Raw genomic sequence first — 14,032 nt, 5'->3', positions numbered from 1 at the left:
GCAATAGCCTACCGCAGTGGCCATTATAGAAGTTCTATGTTGTATTTTCTGGCACCGGCCGTTAAGGTGCATTACATCTGGATACACGATGTCACCTTTCGCATGAGCACTTGTTCACAATGCGGCGCCGAATTCGGTTGCGCGATGGCCGATGGCACCGATGGTGCACCGTGCTGGTGCACGAAGCTGCCGCCCGTGGTCGCGCTGCCGGCGTCCGGTGAAGCGGCCGGGTGCTGGTGTCCGGCCTGTCTGGAGCAGCATATCGCGCAACGGACCATCGAGGCGCCGAATACGTAGTCAGCGCGCCGTCCGGAAAAACCGCATCATTTCGCGGCTCGCGTTCGGGCCCTTGCCGTCCGTGTAGCTGCCGCGCGTATCGCCGCCCGACCACGCGTGGCCGGAACCGTGGATTTCCCAGTGTTCCGCGTGGATGCTGCCATCGGGCCGGCGGTGCACGGTGCGCGTATAGGCATGGCCATCGGGCACGCTGCCGGGTTCCACGACGACGTCTTCCGATGGATGGCGCCGGCGCTGGTTGATCAGTTCGTGGCCGTTGGCCGGATGCACGGTCGTGTCGCGGTCGCCGTGGAACACGATGATCGGCAACGATTTACCCGGCTTGTGGCCGGTGCGGAAATCGCCCTTCATTGCGGCCATCGCCGACGGCAGGTCGTGCGCGGCCGCGAACGGCAGGCCGGAATGGACACCGACGGCCGCGTACAGGTCCGGATACAGCGTGCCCATGATGGCAGCCATCGCGCCGCCCGCGGACAGGCCCGCGACGTAGACGTGTTTCGGATCGATCACGTAGCGCGCCATGATGTCCTGCGTGAGCCCCGCGATGATCGATGGTTCTCCCTGGCCGCGCTGCTGGTCCGCCGCGCTGAACCAGTTCCAGCAGCGCGAGGCGTTGGCCTGCTGCGACTGGGCCGGATAGGCGACGAGGCAGCCGTATTCCTCGGCCAGCGCGTTCATGCCGGTGCCGAGCGCGAAGTCGTCGGGATGTTGCGAGCAGCCGTGCAGCATCACGAGCAGCGGCGCCGGCTGTCCGGCATAGGTGCTCGGGATATACAGTTTGTAGTCGCGGGTGCCGGCGTCATTCGTATAGCTGGCGTCGATGAAATGGCCGGGCATGCCGATCGCGGCCGCACCCGTCGACAGCGGCGGCACATTGAACGGGTTGGCACTCTGGCCCAGGCGGGACAGGTCGGCCAGCATGTCGGAAAAGGCGTCGTAGGTCGGATAATTCGAGGCCGGCGGCGTCATGGTGTCCACACTTTTGACCGCCGCGGTCTGCACGGCAGTGGCATTCTTGACGGATTCCCGGATGACGGTGCGGGCAACGGACGGGCCGCGGCGCATCAGGGAGCGGGTCGCAGCGCGCATTTGCGCCAGGAACTTGTGATTCAGGGTCATCGGCACTCCTTGTGGGGGTGTGTCGGCAATGCGCCGGCGCGTGGCTGAGGCATCGATCGAGGGTTCAGTCTTGATGGCGAAGCTTGCGCGAACCTTACAGATGGGATAAGCGCAACGCGCACAACGGAAGAGCCCAGTCTACGCAGGTGGGCTCGCCGGTCAAGCGCAATTCGTCCCGGTAGGTTAATCTGCGCACCATGTGTCCCATATCCCAGACTCGTTCGCGCTCCAGGTCGCGCGACGCAATACCCCACAGCACAGGCCATACGGCATGAACAACACACGTCTTCCGCCGGAACAACAGACGCCCGTGCCGTCTCCATGCATCAATGTGTGCAAGATGTCGCCCGCGACGGGCCTGTGCGAGGGGTGCCTGCGCACCATCGACGAGATCGTCGCCTGGGGGCGCGCCGACGACGACTACAAGCGCGCCGTGTGGGCGGACATCCGCCGGCGCGAAGAACAGATTCCATTCGATTGATGCCGGCGCTGCGAATTTAGAACCAAAAATCTAGCACGGTCGTGCTTTTATCATCCATAATCGACGGGTCCGATCAACTATCGCGAGAAACCCATGGCGCTGCCTCCCGTCCTGCAAAACCTGTCCCTCCCCGTCATCGCGTCGCCGATGTTCATCGCCAGCGGTCCCGCGCTGGTGGCCGCGCAGTGCAAGGCGGGCATCGTCGGATCCTTTCCGGCGCTGAACGCGCGTCCGGCCGAGCTGCTCGACACGTGGCTGACGGACCTGCAGCGCGAGCTGGCGGATTACGAGGAACTGCATCCGGACAGGAAAGTCGGCCCGATCGCCGTCAACCAGATCGTGCACCAGTCGAACGACCGCCTGGAACACGACGTGGCCGTGTGCGTGAAACACCAGGTGCCCATCATCATCTCGTCGCTGCGCGCGCCGCCGAAAGAGATGCTGGATGCCGTGCACGCCTACGGCGGCATCGTGATGCACGACGTGGTCTCGATCCGCCACGCCGAAAAGGCGCTGGAAGCGGGCGTCGACGGCCTGATCCTCGTCGCGGCCGGCGCCGGCGGCCATGCGGGCGCGTTGTCGCCGTTCGCGCTGGTGGGCGAAGTGCGCAAATTCTTCGACGGCCCCATCGCGCTGTCGGGTTCCATCGCGACGGGCGACGCCATCCTCGCCGCGCAGGCGATGGGCGCCGACTTCGCCTACATCGGCTCACGCTGGCTGGCGACGCGCGAATCGAACGTCACCGACGCCTACCGCAGCGCGATCGTGGAATCGTCGGCGGCCGACGTCGTCTACACGAACCTGTTCACGGGCGTGCACGGCAACTACCTGAAAAAATCGATCGTGGCGGCCGGGCTGGATCCGGACAACCTGCCGGTGTCGGACAAGAGCAAGATGAGCTTCGGCTCGGGCAGCGCGAAGGCGTGGCGCGATATCTGGGGCGCGGGGCAGGGTGTCGGCCTGATGGATGATGTGCCGACGGTCGCCGAGATGGTGGAGCGCCTGACGCAGCAGTATCAGGCGGCAAGGGAGCGGCTGGGCCTGAAGGCCTGAGTCAGCGTATAAACGTCGCCCCTGCGAAGGCAGGGGCCTAAGTTTTACGCGTCAACGGTACGCATGCAAAATTGGACCCCCGCCTCCGCGGGGCGACGTTGGTCAGGGTTGCGCCGACGCTTCCATCACCTTGTCCGCATCCCGAATCACCCACAGCCCCGGCAGGTTGCGCCAATACCCGTGCGCATCCATGCCGAAGCCGACGACGAACTGGTTCGGCACCGTCAGGCCGACGATGTCCGCCTGCACCGGTTTCACTTTACCCAGTTCCTTGTCGGCAAACACGGCCAGGATCACCTCGGCTGCGCCCATGTCGAGCAGGCGCTGCTTCACGTGGGCCAGCGTCTCGCCTTCATCGAGGATGTCGTCGACGATGATGATCGTACGGCCCTTGACGTCCTGGCGCGGGATAACCTTCCACACGACTTCGCCGCCACGGTCCAGGTCGCCGTAGCGGGTGACGTGGATGTAGTCGAACTCGAGGGGGAACGTGAGTTGCGGGAGCAGGTTGCCGGTAAACACCACCGCGCCGCCCATGACACCCAGCACCAGGGGGAATTCACCCGTGTCGTCATTGTCGAAACGCTGGTTCAGCACCTCGGCGACGTTGCGTACGGCCGCCTGGACCTTGTCCGCGCTGACGATTTCCTCGGCATTGGCCAGCAGGGCGCGGGCGCGGTTGTAGTGAAAGTCTTGCATGATATTTCAGAGTCGGTTGCAGGATCGGATTGATCCTTGGGTGTGCGATTATCCGCCAGTTTGCGCTTGCGCGCGATTTCCGACAGCGCGGGTCGGCGGTATGCTTTAGAGGGCGTATCATACCGGCTTGATAAACACATCACCCGACAACCGAGCCACCATGCCAGCACCTGACTCCACCCACGTGCGCGCCGAGCGCCTCGAGAAGCTGCGCGCCGCGATGGCGCGCCACCAGGTCGACGCCTTCATCGTACCGTCCGCCGATCCGCACCTGTCCGAATACCTGCCCGGCCGCTGGAAGGGCCGCGAGTGGCTGTCCGGGTTCACGGGGTCCGTCGGCACCTTCATCGCCACGCAGGATGTTGCCGGCGTCTGGACGGACGGCCGCTACTACACGCAGGCCGAGAACGAACTGGCCGGGACGGACATCCAGTTGATGAAAATCCCGTCCGGCGCGAGCCTGCTGCACATCGACTGGCTGGCGGATAACCTCGACGCAGGCCAGACCGTGGGCGTGGATGCGCGCGTACTGGGCCTCGCCGTCGCGCGCCTGCTGGGCGATGCACTGACTGCGCGCGGTGTGAAACTGCGCACCGACCTCGACCTGCTGGACGAGATCTGGGACGACCGTCCCGGCCTGCCGCCCGAACCGGTCCAAGAACACGTGGCGCCGTTCGCCGTGCTCGATCGCGCGGATAAACTGCATGCGACGCGCAACGCGATGGCGAAGCTGGGCGGCGAACGCCATTTCATCTCGACGCTCGACGACATCGCCTACCTGTTCAACCTGCGCGGCGCCGACGTCAGTTTCAACCCGGTGTTCCTCGCGCACGCGCTCGTGGAAGCGACGGGCGCCACCCTGTTCGTCGCCGACGGCAAGATCGATGCGAGCCTGCGCGCGCGGCTGGAACAGGATGGTGTGCGCGTCGCCCCTTACGACCAGGCGCAGCAAGCCCTGGCCGCGCTGCCGTCCGACAGCACCTTGCTGATCGACCCGCGCCGCATCACTGCCGGCATGCGTGCCGCCGTGCCGGCGCATGTGCGCGTGGTGGAAGCCATCAACCCGACGACGCTGGCGAAATCGCGCAAGCTCGATGCCGAGATGGACCACGTGCGCGACACGATGGAACAGGACGGCGCCGCCCTGTGCGAATTCTTCGCATGGCTCGAGCAGACGCTGGCCGATCCGAATCGCACGCCGCTGAACGAAGTCCACATCGACGAGCGGATCACGGCGGCGCGCGCACGGCGGCCGCACTTCGTCAGCCCCAGCTTCGGCACCATCGCCGGCTTCAATGCAAACGGCGCGATCATGCACTACCGCGCAGCGCCGGAACACTGCGCCGTGATCGAAGGCGATGGCCTGCTGCTGATCGACTCCGGCGGCCAGTACCTGGGCGGCACGACGGATATCACGCGCGTCGTCCCCGTCGGCACGCCGTCCGCCGCGCAAAAGCGCGATTTCACGCTGGTGCTGAAAGGGATGATCGCGCTGTCCGTCGCGCGCTTCCCACGCGGGACGAAAGGGCCGATGCTCGATGCGCTGGCGCGCGCCCCGATCTGGGCGGCGGGCATCGATTACGGCCACGGCACCGGCCACGGCGTCGGCTACTTCCTGAACGTGCATGAAGGGCCGCAGGTGATTTCGCCGTCGGCGCCGCCGGAACCGCATACGGCCATGGAACCGGGCATGATCACGTCGAACGAACCGGGCATCTACCGCCCCGGCCAGTGGGGCATCCGCATCGAGAACCTCGTGCTCACGCGCGTCGTGGGTGACGAGGGCTTCGGCGAATTCCTCGGCTTCGAGACGCTGACGCTGTGCCCGATCGACACGCGCTGCATCGACCTGTCGCTGATGCGTGGCGACGAGGTCGCGTGGCTCAACGACTACCATCGCAGCGTGCGTGCGCGCCTGCTGCCGCACGTGAGCGGCGCGGCGCGCGACTGGCTCGAACTGCGTACCAAGGAGATCTGACATGGCGGGAGCACGTTCCACCCGCGCCAGCGCGGCCGTCGACCGGCTCAAGCGGCGCACCGGCGTGACGTCGTATTCGATGGCGCGCACCGGCGACGGTCTGTTCTTCCTGTCCGAAAAGCCGGGTGCGCCGCCGCTGTGCGCGCCGCTCGAGCTGGACGAGTTCGTGGCATTCGTCAACGGCCTCGGTCCGCAAGAGGTCAAGCGCATCAGCAAGCACGACGTCGAATTCGAAAAACAGCTGGTCAGGAAAAAGACTTGACGGCGCCCGTATCGAACGACCTGGCCCTGACGCTGCCCGAGCTGTTCGGCGCCTACTGGTCGCAGGCCGAACTGGCCACGAACGCCCTGATCCTGCTGAACCTGGCCGGCGCGCTGCTGCTGGGCCTCATGGTCGGCTACGAGCGCTCCTACCACGGCCGCGCGGCCGGCATGCGCACGTATGGCCTCGTGTGCATGGCGTCGTGCGCGCTGACGATCGTCGCGGGCTATCCGAGCCACTGGTTCGGCGGGCACGGGTCGTCCGTGGCGCTCGTCGACCCCACGCGCGTGATCCAGGGCGTCGTGACGGGCATCGGCTTCCTCGGCGCCGGCGTGATCATGCGCTCGGGCTTCAACATCAGCGGCCTGACGACGGCGGCGTCGATCTGGTCGTCGTCCGTGATCGGCATCCTCGTGGGCCTCGGCTTCTACATGGCCGCAATGGGTCTCGCATTCTTCTCCGCGATGATCATGATCTACCTGAACAAGGCGGTAGGCCTGCTGCCGTCGCGCCATGCGGTGGCCGTCACCCTGCACTTCAAGCCCGGCGTGTATCCGCAGGAAGAAACGCTGCGTCGCGCGGCGCTGGAGCGCGGCTACGAGATCGCCGGCGGCTCATTGACCATCTCCAGCGAGAAGGGCTGCCAGGAATGGCATTTCGTCGCGCTGGAATTGCCCGGCAAGCCGGGCGCGCCGCTGTCGGTGCTGGCCAGCGAGCTGTCCACGTTCGAGGGCGTGGACGGCTTCCAGCTCTCGCACGCGCGCAACTGAGGTAACTAACAACAACACGAGGAGCACATGACACCCCAGGACGTTCTCGATTTCTGGTTCGGCGCACCGGGCAGCCCTGAAGCAGGCAAGCCGCGCCGCGAATGGTTCGTCAAGAAGGACGAATTCGACGCCGTCATCCGCGACCGCTTCGGCACCGCCATCGACCAGGCGCTGGCCGGCGGCCTGCGCGAATGGGATGTGCAAGGGCCGCACGGCACCCTCGCGCGCATCCTCGTGCTCGACCAGTTCACCCGCAACGCCCACCGCAACACGCCGCTCTCGTTCGCCGGCGACGCGCTGGCACTGGCGGCCGCGAAGTCTCTCGTCGACAGCGGCGCCGACCGCGAACTGCCGCCGCTGCAGCGCGCCTTCGCCTACATGCCGTTCGAGCACGCCGAGGACGCGTACATGCAGGAGCGCGCCGTCGAACTGTTCGGCGTGCTGGCGGCCGAACATCCGGGCTACGACGAGATGCTCGATTACGCGCACCGCCACCGCGGCGTGATCGCGCGCTTCGGCCGCTTCCCGCACCGTAACGAGATCCTCGGGCGCGCGTCGACGCCTGAAGAAATCGAGTTCCTGCGCCAGCCGGGCTCCCGCTTCTGATGCCTGCGACCCTGAACATTGTCGGCGCCGGCCACGTGGGCCGCGCCCTCGGCCGCCTGTTTTCTACGCGCGGCGTGTTCACGATCCAGGACGTCCAGACGCGCAGCAGCGCCAGCGCGCGCGATGCCGTCGCGTTCATTGGTGCCGGCACGCCGGTCGACAATGTGCCGCGACCGGCCGACATGTGGATGCTGGCCGTGGCGGACGATGCGATCGGCGCCGTCGCCGCCGCGCTGGCGCAATCCACGCCGATGGCAGGTGCCGTCGTGTTCCACTGCAGCGGCGCCAAGGCCTCGACCGAGCTGGAAGCGCTGCGCCAGGCGGGGGCGCTGGTCGCCAGCGTGCATCCGGTGCGCAGCTTCGCGGATCCGGCTGCCGTCGCGGCGGCGTTCGACGGCACGTTCTGCGGCGTGGAGGGCGATGCCGCCGCGCTGGCGGTCCTGCTGCCCGCGTTCGAGGCGATCGGCGCGCGGCCCGTGCAGATCGACCCTGCCGCCAAGACCGTGTATCACGCGGCCGCCGTGTTCGCGTCGAACTACCTGGTGACCGTGATGGATGCCGCGTTGCGCGCCTACGAGGCTGCCGGCATCCCGGCCGACGTGGCGCGCGAGCTGGCGCGGCCGCTCGCCACCGAAACCTTGGCGAATGTGCTGCGGCTCGGACCGGAAGCGGCGCTGTCCGGCCCCATCGCGCGCGGCGACGCGGCGACGGTGGCGCGCCAGCAGGCGGCCGTCACGGCGTGGGATGGCCCGACGGGAGACTTGTACGATGCCCTTGCCACGGCCACGTGGGATCTGGCGCGGCGCAAGCCTCGTAGTATGTGACGCCATGTCACGTATTTTGTCGATGAAATTTACAATTCGTCGTCGGGATTTTCGCCTTATCGCGTATGCCTTGTATTTTCAAACGAAAAAAATCGGGCATTATTTTTGCGTCTCCTCTCGCGCTAAAACACTAGGGGAGGCAAACCAATGTTTAACAAATTCTGGAAAGCCGGTGTAGCGAGCGCGATGGTTGTGGAGAGCAGTCTGGCGGCTGCTGCGCCTCTCACTTTTATCCCGCCTAACGACCCGACGGGGTACATCGGCTCGACGCATGCGAATGACGGATGGTCGATGGGACGCGGTATCGGTTTCAGGGTAACGACACAGGAAACGATATCGAGCATCGGCGTCTACGTGGACCTGTCCAACACCGAATTGCATTGGGGCATATACACGATCGACTCGTTGGGAAACGACTACTCGAAGCTCGACACGCTCGCATCCGGCAGTTCGGTGGTCACCACCAACGGGCTCGCGTGGGTCGACTTCAACGTTTCCGACGTTGTCATCAACGAATATTGGAATTACCTGATCGAGTTCTCGTTCGACGGGGCATCCAACCAGAATTTTTATTATTACAACCGTGACGAATCCTGGGATCAGGGAATATACCGTTCACTGGACGGTGAAGCACTGAGCCGTTTCGAAAGTTACTATAACGTGCCGGCGATTCGGGTCAACGTTGCCAACATACCGGAGCCCGCATCGCTTGCATTGGTCGGTGCCGGTTTGCTGGCGCTGGGTGTGCGCCGCCGCCGAAGCTGAAGACCTGGCGTGATTGCGCCGCTTTGCGTCATGTTGTAAAAAGCCTGTCTGCCCAAACAGATGGGCTTTTTTGTTGGAGATCACATGGTTTTGACTGCATGGGCGACGCTGGCTGCACTGGGCGTCTATTTCTGGACCGGCGTAATGGCCGGCTGGGCGAGGAACAAATACAAGGTGCCGGCCCCAATGATGGACGGCCCGCTGCCGTTCCAGAGCGCGCAGCGGGTGCAGGCGAACACGCTGGAACAGCTGCCGCTCGTGCTGGCGCCGCTGTGGTTGTGCGGCCACTACCTCGGAGACTACTGGGCAGCCGCTGGCGGCTTGCTGTGGTGCGTCGGGCGGATCCTGTACGCGCTGGGCTATTACCGCGATCCGGCCAAGCGCGAGATCGGCTTCATCATTGGCATGGTCGCGTGCGGTGCGCTCGTTGCCGGCAGTGCGGTCGGGCTATTGTCCGCCTAAGCTGTTGCAGTAGAGCAAAATCTCGAAAACCATTCGTCGACAAAGTTCCCATACTGCAATAAGCTGTGTCTGATTTCAATTTATTGGATGACGGCGTCGCCGTCATTCGTGGAGGACGACAGCATGCTGTTCCTGAAAAGTACGAGTGTCACCAAGGCACCGGGCATTTATGAAGTCGACGTGGCGGCCAAGCCGCCGGGTAAAACGTTCGGCGTATTCCTGGCAACCGATCCCGACAATCCGCCACAGGCCGTGCTGACGGCCCTGGCCGAACTGGGATTCGAGAAAATTTATCAACAGACCTATGTCCACAAGGACAAGGGCAAGGTCCTCGACCTCCATTTCCAGAAGAACGGCACCGATCTGTTCAACGGCTGGAAGACCGAGGAATGCGCGGCCAACCTGGCCGCGATCGACACCCTGTTCGGCAACGTCGGCATCAAGATCGCGCCGCGCGTGATGAGCCTGGCCGAAGCCTACGCCTGATCAGCTTTTCACTTCAATGTGATACAGCGCCCACGGGCAGGCGGCAAAGCGCTGCGGCAGCGGCAGTGCCGCCATCTCCGCCACCCGGTCGGCGTCATACACGGTCCATAGCGGTCCCAGACCTCCCAACGGCATCGGATTGGCGTCGATGTGCGTGGCGACGATGAAGCGCCGCGCACGCGCCTGCGCGATGGGCAATTCCACGTTGTAACCATCCACGGCGCGCAAGATCAGGATCGTCCTGTCGTTCAGCGTGGCGCCGGTGCGCGCCAGCACGTCCGTCAGCAGCGGGCCGCGCAGCGTGTGCGGCTTGCCGTCGTATTCCAGGGTCGGCCGGATGGTCTGCGGCGGCAGGGCCAGCAGGCTGGCGTAATCGAATGCCCAGGCTTTCGTGAACGTGACCTGGTGCTTGTGCATCATCTGGTCCAGCGCCGGGTCGAGCGGACCGCGGTTGCTGTGTGCAATGTCTCCGGTGACCGTCAGCAGGGCAGGGCCGCGGCCGGACGGTCGCGCCGCCTGGCCGGCGATCGGAAAGGCGCCCGCAACCGCCGCGGCGCCGAGGAACTGGCGTTTGTTCATGAGAAGATATCAAGATCGATGCGATGTTCTTATCATAGCAATATTGTCGAATGGATTTGTTTTCCACAGGCATGGATTTGCTCCCCATTCCGATCGAGGATGGCGAACTGTCCATGCTGGCCCAGCTCCCTATGCCGATCGGCAATGCCGACATTCTGGCGCGCCTGCTTGCCGAGACACCATGGCGCGCGGACACCGTCGTCGTGTACGGCAAGCGCTATCTGCAACCCCGCCTGACTGCCTGGTATGGCGAGGCCAGCTATACCTACTCCGGCCTGACCCTGCATCCGCTGCCGCTGACGCCGCTGCTGGAACAGTTGCGCGCCGCGGTCGAGCAGGCGACGGGGCGGCGCTACAACAGCGTCCTGCTAAATTACTACCGCGACGGCGCGGACAGCATGGGCATGCACAGCGACGACGAGCCGGAACTGGGTCCGCAGCCGGTCATCGCGTCGCTCAGCTACGGCGCCACCCGCACCTTCATCCTGCGTCACAAGGGCACCAGACGCACCGTCAAGGTCGACCTGACGGACGGCAGCCTGCTGTTGATGGCAGGGAGCCTGCAGGCCAACTGGCAGCACGGCATCAATAAGACGGCGAAACTGGTTGGACCACGCCTCAATCTAACTTTTCGTTACGTGAGCTAAATCGTTGTTATCTCTGCCCAATTTTCGCTAAAGCATTACTGAACTTAGGGTCATTAAGTTACATTCGATTACAAGTCTTACGAGTTCAGCACGGACTTCACGAATTTGCGGTGCTATCTTGACCACATCACGATTCACGATTGAATCGCGAACCAGTCAAACAACGCAAAGGGAATCCGTAACATGAAAAAGCTCATCGTTGCACTGATCGCCACTTCCGCCGCCATCGGCGCGGCACAAGCCCAGACCACCCAGACCCAACCGCGCGCCTACGTCGGCGTCGGCATCGCCACTGCGGACCACGTGAATTCGTCGGTAGGCGGCCTGACGAATGTCGACAGCGACGGCTACAAGGCCTCGGGCAAGATCTTCGGCGGCTATGAATTCGACCAGAACTGGGGCGTCGAAGCCGGCTACACCGACTTCCGCAACTCGGATTTCAACTACACCGCCAACGGCGTCAACGGCAGCGGCCGCACCAAGGGCAACAGCTACTACGTCGCGGGCAAATATAATTACCCGGTCAACGACCAGTTCGCCGTGTACGGCAAGCTGGGCCTGCAGCATAGCGAGCGCAAGCTGGAAAGCGCCGCGCTGAACCTGAAAGACACCGACACTGGTGCCTACGGCGCGGTCGGCGTGCAGTACAACCTCAACCAGCAGGTCGCTCTGACCGCCGAGTACGAGCGCTATGGCAAGAGCAAGGCAATCGGCGCCAAGGCCGACGCCTGGACCGTGGGTGCGCGCTACAGCTTCTAAGCGTCTCCGGCTTCACTCCTGGGGAAAGGGCCTGCCATGCAGGCCTTTTTTTTTCGCCCGCAAAATTCGGGGTCAGAGTGAGATGCACCGGTTTGGTAGACAGGTTAAATCAGGTACACCCGTGCATTTTTTCGACTTCAGCTGGCGTACGGTAGCCGAGCGTCTGATGAAGTCGTTGCTGATTGTAATACACGTCGATGTAGGCGGTAATGGCGGCTAGTGCCGACTGCTGATCTTCATAGATCGTGTGGTGCGTCAGCTCGTTCTTCAGGTTCGAAAAGAAACTCTCCGCCACGGCGTTGTCGTGGCAGTTTCCTCTGCGGCTCATGCTTGGGCGTATCTGGTTGTCGCGCAGATGATTGCGAAACATGGCTGAGGAAAACTGCGAGCCCTGATCCGTATGGCAGATCATCCCGTTGACAGGCTTTCGCTGTGCGATACCAGCTTGCAGCGCTGTCACGGCCAGGTTCGCTGTCTGGCTCGTTGCAGTGGCCCATCCGATGACACGATGCGTGCACAGGTCGACGAAGGCGGCAAGATGCAAAGGTCCCTTCCTTGTTGCGATCTGCGTCATATCGCCGACCCAGACCCGATTGGGCAGCGTTACGGCAAATTGGCGTTTGACCAGGTCTTCCGCCGGCGGCTCGGTCTTTTGATACGTCCGCATCTTTTTGAACCGCGCCATGCGGCGGGTTTCGATGCCAGCGATCCGACGTATCCTGGCCACGCGGTTACGACTGCAATTTACACCTTCAGCAAGTAGCAAACGCCATGTTTTGATGACGCCTGGCGCGTGCCATTGCTCTGCGTGCAGTTCTTCGATGCGACTACGTAGCGCCACGTCTTCGCGGCTGCGTATGCTCGGCTCGCGCTCACGTGCGGCATAACAACCGCTTCGGCTCACCTCCAGCAACCGGCACATCATCGCAATCGGAAACTCTTTGCGATGCTCATGAACAAAGGCGTACCTTACGGCTTGCGTTTCGCAAAGTACGCGTCGGCCTTTTTTAGGATGGTGTTCTCCATCTTCAACCGCTCATTTTCCCGCCGCAGCCGGGTCAACTCATCCTCGTCCTGTGCCAACGGCCGCCCTGGGCCGTTGAACGCCTTCTCGGCGCCAGCTTTCTCAAGCGTCTCGGCCCATTTGTAGAGCACGTTGCGCCGCACGCCAAGCTCCAGTGCCAAGGCTGTCGCGTTATCAGTTGCCTTCAGGCGTGTGACCGCCTCTTGCTTGAAAGCCTTCGTGAACTCTCTGCGCTCGGTAGGAGCAGGTTTAGTCTTATCCATGGGAACGCATTGTCCTCTATTTGGGATGTCCACTAAACCCGGTACACCTCAGAGCACATTTTCGATCAATTTCCTGCTGCGCAGCGGATCCTCGATGGCAGTCCACATACGCGCGTTGAACCCGCTACCGGCTACAAGCGGCTGCTTGAACTTGCGTTGAAGATCGTGCACCAAAAAGTGCTCTGACCCCGAACTTTACGGACGCACGGTCCGCCCGCGCTGGCCTGCCGGCCGCATCCACGGCGGCAGCGCCAGCGGCAGCGCGGGCGGCGTGAACCCGGCCGAGATAAAGCGGTGCAGCGACGACCACGGCCATTCCGATGGGTTTTGGCAAAGGCCGTGGCGCATCGGATTGCTGTGCACGTAGTCGACGAGGCTGGCGTATTCCTCGTCGTCGCCCACGCGGTAGTCGCGATAGTGACGCTCCCAGATGGTGCCGTCGCCCGTGCCGCCATCGCCCTTCGCCTTCTTGCCGCCCGGCAGGCAGGCTTTATGCAGCGCCTTGGAAAAGGCGATCTTGACGGCGCGCCAGCGCGACGCGCAGTCGTGGTCGCCCGGCGGCAGGGTCCAGATGGCGTGCGCGTGATTCGGCAGCACGACCCAGGCATCGACGTGGAACGGTTTGCGGATACGCGCCTGGCGCATCGCTTCGCCGAAAGCCGAGAAATGGTCCGTAAGTAAGGTGCTGTCCCGATCCAGCAAGCGCACCGTGAAGAAAAAGGTCCCGCCCGGGACCCGGTTGTCGCGGTAATGTGTCATGAACGTAGTCTGCCAAGCGGCGCAGCCATGCCGTGTCGATCTGGCGCAAACGCGCACGAGTTGAAGAGTCTCAACCACAACGATTCTACCCACGATATCGCTTAAACGACGATCCATTTCCGCGCATTAAACCGTGTGGCGGATATGGCAAACATGATGTTTTGACACCGCAATGGTCGTCATTTGTTCGTCCGGTGAA

At 63.5% G+C, this 14,032-nt stretch carries 18 protein-coding genes and 1 pseudogene; 13 read left to right on the top strand and 6 right to left on the bottom strand.

Annotation, left to right across the window (positions count from 1 at the left end):
• Positions 1 to 102: 102 nt before the first annotated feature.
• Positions 103 to 297, top strand: coding sequence for a cysteine-rich CWC family protein (locus tag P0M04_RS08765; RefSeq protein WP_259451738.1), 195 nt, complete (start codon positions 103 to 105; stop codon positions 295 to 297).
• On the opposite strand, the gene P0M04_RS08760 is transcribed toward P0M04_RS08765, so the two are convergent.
• A complete protein-coding gene (locus P0M04_RS08760; protein ID WP_259451737.1) occupies positions 298 to 1,416 on the bottom strand; it encodes an extracellular catalytic domain type 1 short-chain-length polyhydroxyalkanoate depolymerase in 1,119 nt (372 codons plus the stop codon). It lies immediately after the preceding gene.
• A 271-nt stretch (positions 1,417 to 1,687) separates the two neighbouring features.
• On the opposite strand from P0M04_RS08760, the gene P0M04_RS08755 reads away from it, so the two are divergent.
• The gene (locus P0M04_RS08755; protein ID WP_259451736.1) at positions 1,688 to 1,897 is read left to right on the top strand and encodes a DUF1289 domain-containing protein; all 210 of its coding nucleotides are present in this window, start codon (positions 1,688 to 1,690) and stop codon (positions 1,895 to 1,897) included.
• 93 nt (positions 1,898 to 1,990) lie between these two features.
• The gene (locus tag P0M04_RS08750) at positions 1,991 to 2,950 is read left to right on the top strand and encodes an NAD(P)H-dependent flavin oxidoreductase (protein ID WP_259451735.1); all 960 of its coding nucleotides are present in this window, start codon (positions 1,991 to 1,993) and stop codon (positions 2,948 to 2,950) included.
• Positions 2,951 to 3,052: 102 nt separating this feature from the next.
• Here the strand turns inward: P0M04_RS08750 and P0M04_RS08745 are convergent, their stop codons facing one another.
• The gene (locus P0M04_RS08745) at positions 3,053 to 3,649 is read right to left on the bottom strand and encodes a hypoxanthine-guanine phosphoribosyltransferase (protein WP_259451734.1); all 597 of its coding nucleotides are present in this window, start codon (positions 3,647 to 3,649) and stop codon (positions 3,053 to 3,055) included.
• A gap of 160 nt (positions 3,650 to 3,809) precedes the next feature.
• Between P0M04_RS08745 and P0M04_RS08740 the strand changes: the two genes are divergently transcribed.
• The 8 genes from P0M04_RS08740 (at position 3,810) to P0M04_RS08705 (ending at position 9,802) form a co-directional block, all read left to right on the top strand.
• Positions 3,810 to 5,627 (top strand): aminopeptidase P family protein, encoded by a 1,818-nt coding sequence (locus tag P0M04_RS08740; protein WP_259451733.1) that lies wholly within the window; start codon positions 3,810 to 3,812, stop codon positions 5,625 to 5,627.
• Between the two features lies 1 nt (position 5,628).
• The gene (locus P0M04_RS08735; RefSeq protein WP_259451732.1) at positions 5,629 to 5,889 is read left to right on the top strand and encodes a hypothetical protein; all 261 of its coding nucleotides are present in this window, start codon (positions 5,629 to 5,631) and stop codon (positions 5,887 to 5,889) included.
• Positions 5,886 to 6,659 carry an MgtC/SapB family protein gene (locus P0M04_RS08730; protein WP_259451731.1) on the top strand — a complete coding sequence of 258 codons (774 nt, stop codon included), beginning with the start codon at positions 5,886 to 5,888 and terminating at the stop codon, positions 6,657 to 6,659. The genes P0M04_RS08735 and P0M04_RS08730 overlap by 4 nt, the downstream gene beginning before the upstream one ends.
• Before the next feature lie 27 nt (positions 6,660 to 6,686).
• Positions 6,687 to 7,265: a DUF924 family protein gene (locus tag P0M04_RS08725; RefSeq protein ID WP_259451730.1), complete on the top strand. Its 579-nt coding sequence runs from the start codon at positions 6,687 to 6,689 to the stop codon at positions 7,263 to 7,265.
• The gene (locus tag P0M04_RS08720) at positions 7,265 to 8,089 is read left to right on the top strand and encodes a Rossmann-like and DUF2520 domain-containing protein (protein WP_259451729.1); all 825 of its coding nucleotides are present in this window, start codon (positions 7,265 to 7,267) and stop codon (positions 8,087 to 8,089) included. The genes P0M04_RS08725 and P0M04_RS08720 overlap by 1 nt, the downstream gene beginning before the upstream one ends.
• 147 nt (positions 8,090 to 8,236) lie before the next feature.
• Complete coding sequence (locus P0M04_RS08715) at positions 8,237 to 8,854, top strand: PEP-CTERM sorting domain-containing protein (RefSeq protein ID WP_259451728.1); 618 nt, start codon at positions 8,237 to 8,239, stop codon at positions 8,852 to 8,854.
• An 84-nt stretch (positions 8,855 to 8,938) separates the two neighbouring features.
• On the top strand, positions 8,939 to 9,316 hold the full coding sequence (locus P0M04_RS08710; protein WP_259451727.1) for an MAPEG family protein: 378 nt from the start codon (positions 8,939 to 8,941) through the stop codon (positions 9,314 to 9,316).
• A 123-nt stretch (positions 9,317 to 9,439) separates the two neighbouring features.
• Entirely contained in the window at positions 9,440 to 9,802 is a 363-nt protein-coding gene (locus P0M04_RS08705; protein ID WP_259451726.1) for a hypothetical protein, read from the top strand.
• On the opposite strand, the gene P0M04_RS08700 is transcribed toward P0M04_RS08705, so the two are convergent.
• Positions 9,803 to 10,381: a putative pterin-binding protein gene (locus P0M04_RS08700; protein ID WP_259451725.1), complete on the bottom strand. Its 579-nt coding sequence runs from the start codon at positions 10,379 to 10,381 to the stop codon at positions 9,803 to 9,805.
• A gap of 50 nt (positions 10,382 to 10,431) precedes the next feature.
• On the opposite strand from P0M04_RS08700, the gene P0M04_RS08695 reads away from it, so the two are divergent.
• Positions 10,432 to 11,028, top strand: a complete 597-nt coding sequence (locus P0M04_RS08695; protein ID WP_371877372.1) for an alpha-ketoglutarate-dependent dioxygenase AlkB family protein — start codon at positions 10,432 to 10,434, stop codon at positions 11,026 to 11,028.
• A 183-nt stretch (positions 11,029 to 11,211) separates the two neighbouring features.
• Positions 11,212 to 11,787, top strand: coding sequence for a porin family protein (locus P0M04_RS08690; protein ID WP_259451723.1), 576 nt, complete (start codon positions 11,212 to 11,214; stop codon positions 11,785 to 11,787).
• A gap of 109 nt (positions 11,788 to 11,896) precedes the next feature.
• Here P0M04_RS08690 and P0M04_RS08685 read toward each other — a convergent pair.
• From P0M04_RS08685 to P0M04_RS08675, 3 genes and pseudogenes are all read right to left on the bottom strand, one after another.
• Positions 11,897 to 12,736, bottom strand: a pseudogene (locus tag P0M04_RS08685) (IS3 family transposase); the annotation flags it as partial.
• 20 nt (positions 12,737 to 12,756) lie between these two features.
• Complete coding sequence (locus P0M04_RS08680; RefSeq protein WP_259452990.1) at positions 12,757 to 13,074, bottom strand: transposase; 318 nt, start codon at positions 13,072 to 13,074, stop codon at positions 12,757 to 12,759.
• A 195-nt stretch (positions 13,075 to 13,269) separates the two neighbouring features.
• Complete coding sequence (locus tag P0M04_RS08675; RefSeq protein ID WP_259448485.1) at positions 13,270 to 13,833, bottom strand: REP-associated tyrosine transposase; 564 nt, start codon at positions 13,831 to 13,833, stop codon at positions 13,270 to 13,272.
• Positions 13,834 to 14,032 lie beyond the last annotated feature (199 nt).

The organism is Telluria mixta (assembly GCF_029223865.1).
GTDB lineage: Bacteria > Pseudomonadota > Gammaproteobacteria > Burkholderiales > Burkholderiaceae_D > Telluria > Telluria mixta.
Note: the sequence above shows the minus strand (reverse complement) of the source record. Positions and strands in the feature narration are given on the sequence as shown.

What these genes read in the sequence shown, in the direction of transcription:
- P0M04_RS08765 (WP_259451738.1), top strand. Translation starts at nt 103, where the DNA reads ATGAGCACTTGTTCACAATGCGGCGCCGAATTCGGTTGCGCGATGGCC.
- P0M04_RS08760 (WP_259451737.1), bottom strand. Translation starts at nt 1,416, where the DNA reads ATGACCCTGAATCACAAGTTCCTGGCGCAAATGCGCGCTGCGACCCGC.
- P0M04_RS08755 (WP_259451736.1), top strand. Translation starts at nt 1,688, where the DNA reads ATGAACAACACACGTCTTCCGCCGGAACAACAGACGCCCGTGCCGTCT.
- P0M04_RS08750 (WP_259451735.1), top strand. Translation starts at nt 1,991, where the DNA reads ATGGCGCTGCCTCCCGTCCTGCAAAACCTGTCCCTCCCCGTCATCGCG.
- P0M04_RS08745 (WP_259451734.1), bottom strand. Translation starts at nt 3,649, where the DNA reads ATGCAAGACTTTCACTACAACCGCGCCCGCGCCCTGCTGGCCAATGCC.
- P0M04_RS08740 (WP_259451733.1), top strand. Translation starts at nt 3,810, where the DNA reads ATGCCAGCACCTGACTCCACCCACGTGCGCGCCGAGCGCCTCGAGAAG.
- P0M04_RS08735 (WP_259451732.1), top strand. Translation starts at nt 5,629, where the DNA reads ATGGCGGGAGCACGTTCCACCCGCGCCAGCGCGGCCGTCGACCGGCTC.
- P0M04_RS08725 (WP_259451730.1), top strand. Translation starts at nt 6,687, where the DNA reads ATGACACCCCAGGACGTTCTCGATTTCTGGTTCGGCGCACCGGGCAGC.
- P0M04_RS08720 (WP_259451729.1), top strand. Translation starts at nt 7,265, where the DNA reads ATGCCTGCGACCCTGAACATTGTCGGCGCCGGCCACGTGGGCCGCGCC.
- P0M04_RS08715 (WP_259451728.1), top strand. Translation starts at nt 8,237, where the DNA reads ATGTTTAACAAATTCTGGAAAGCCGGTGTAGCGAGCGCGATGGTTGTG.
- P0M04_RS08710 (WP_259451727.1), top strand. Translation starts at nt 8,939, where the DNA reads ATGGTTTTGACTGCATGGGCGACGCTGGCTGCACTGGGCGTCTATTTC.
- P0M04_RS08705 (WP_259451726.1), top strand. Translation starts at nt 9,440, where the DNA reads ATGCTGTTCCTGAAAAGTACGAGTGTCACCAAGGCACCGGGCATTTAT.
- P0M04_RS08700 (WP_259451725.1), bottom strand. Translation starts at nt 10,381, where the DNA reads ATGAACAAACGCCAGTTCCTCGGCGCCGCGGCGGTTGCGGGCGCCTTT.
- P0M04_RS08695 (WP_371877372.1), top strand. Translation starts at nt 10,432, where the DNA reads ATGGATTTGTTTTCCACAGGCATGGATTTGCTCCCCATTCCGATCGAG.
- P0M04_RS08690 (WP_259451723.1), top strand. Translation starts at nt 11,212, where the DNA reads ATGAAAAAGCTCATCGTTGCACTGATCGCCACTTCCGCCGCCATCGGC.
- P0M04_RS08680 (WP_259452990.1), bottom strand. Translation starts at nt 13,074, where the DNA reads ATGGATAAGACTAAACCTGCTCCTACCGAGCGCAGAGAGTTCACGAAG.
- P0M04_RS08675 (WP_259448485.1), bottom strand. Translation starts at nt 13,833, where the DNA reads ATGACACATTACCGCGACAACCGGGTCCCGGGCGGGACCTTTTTCTTC.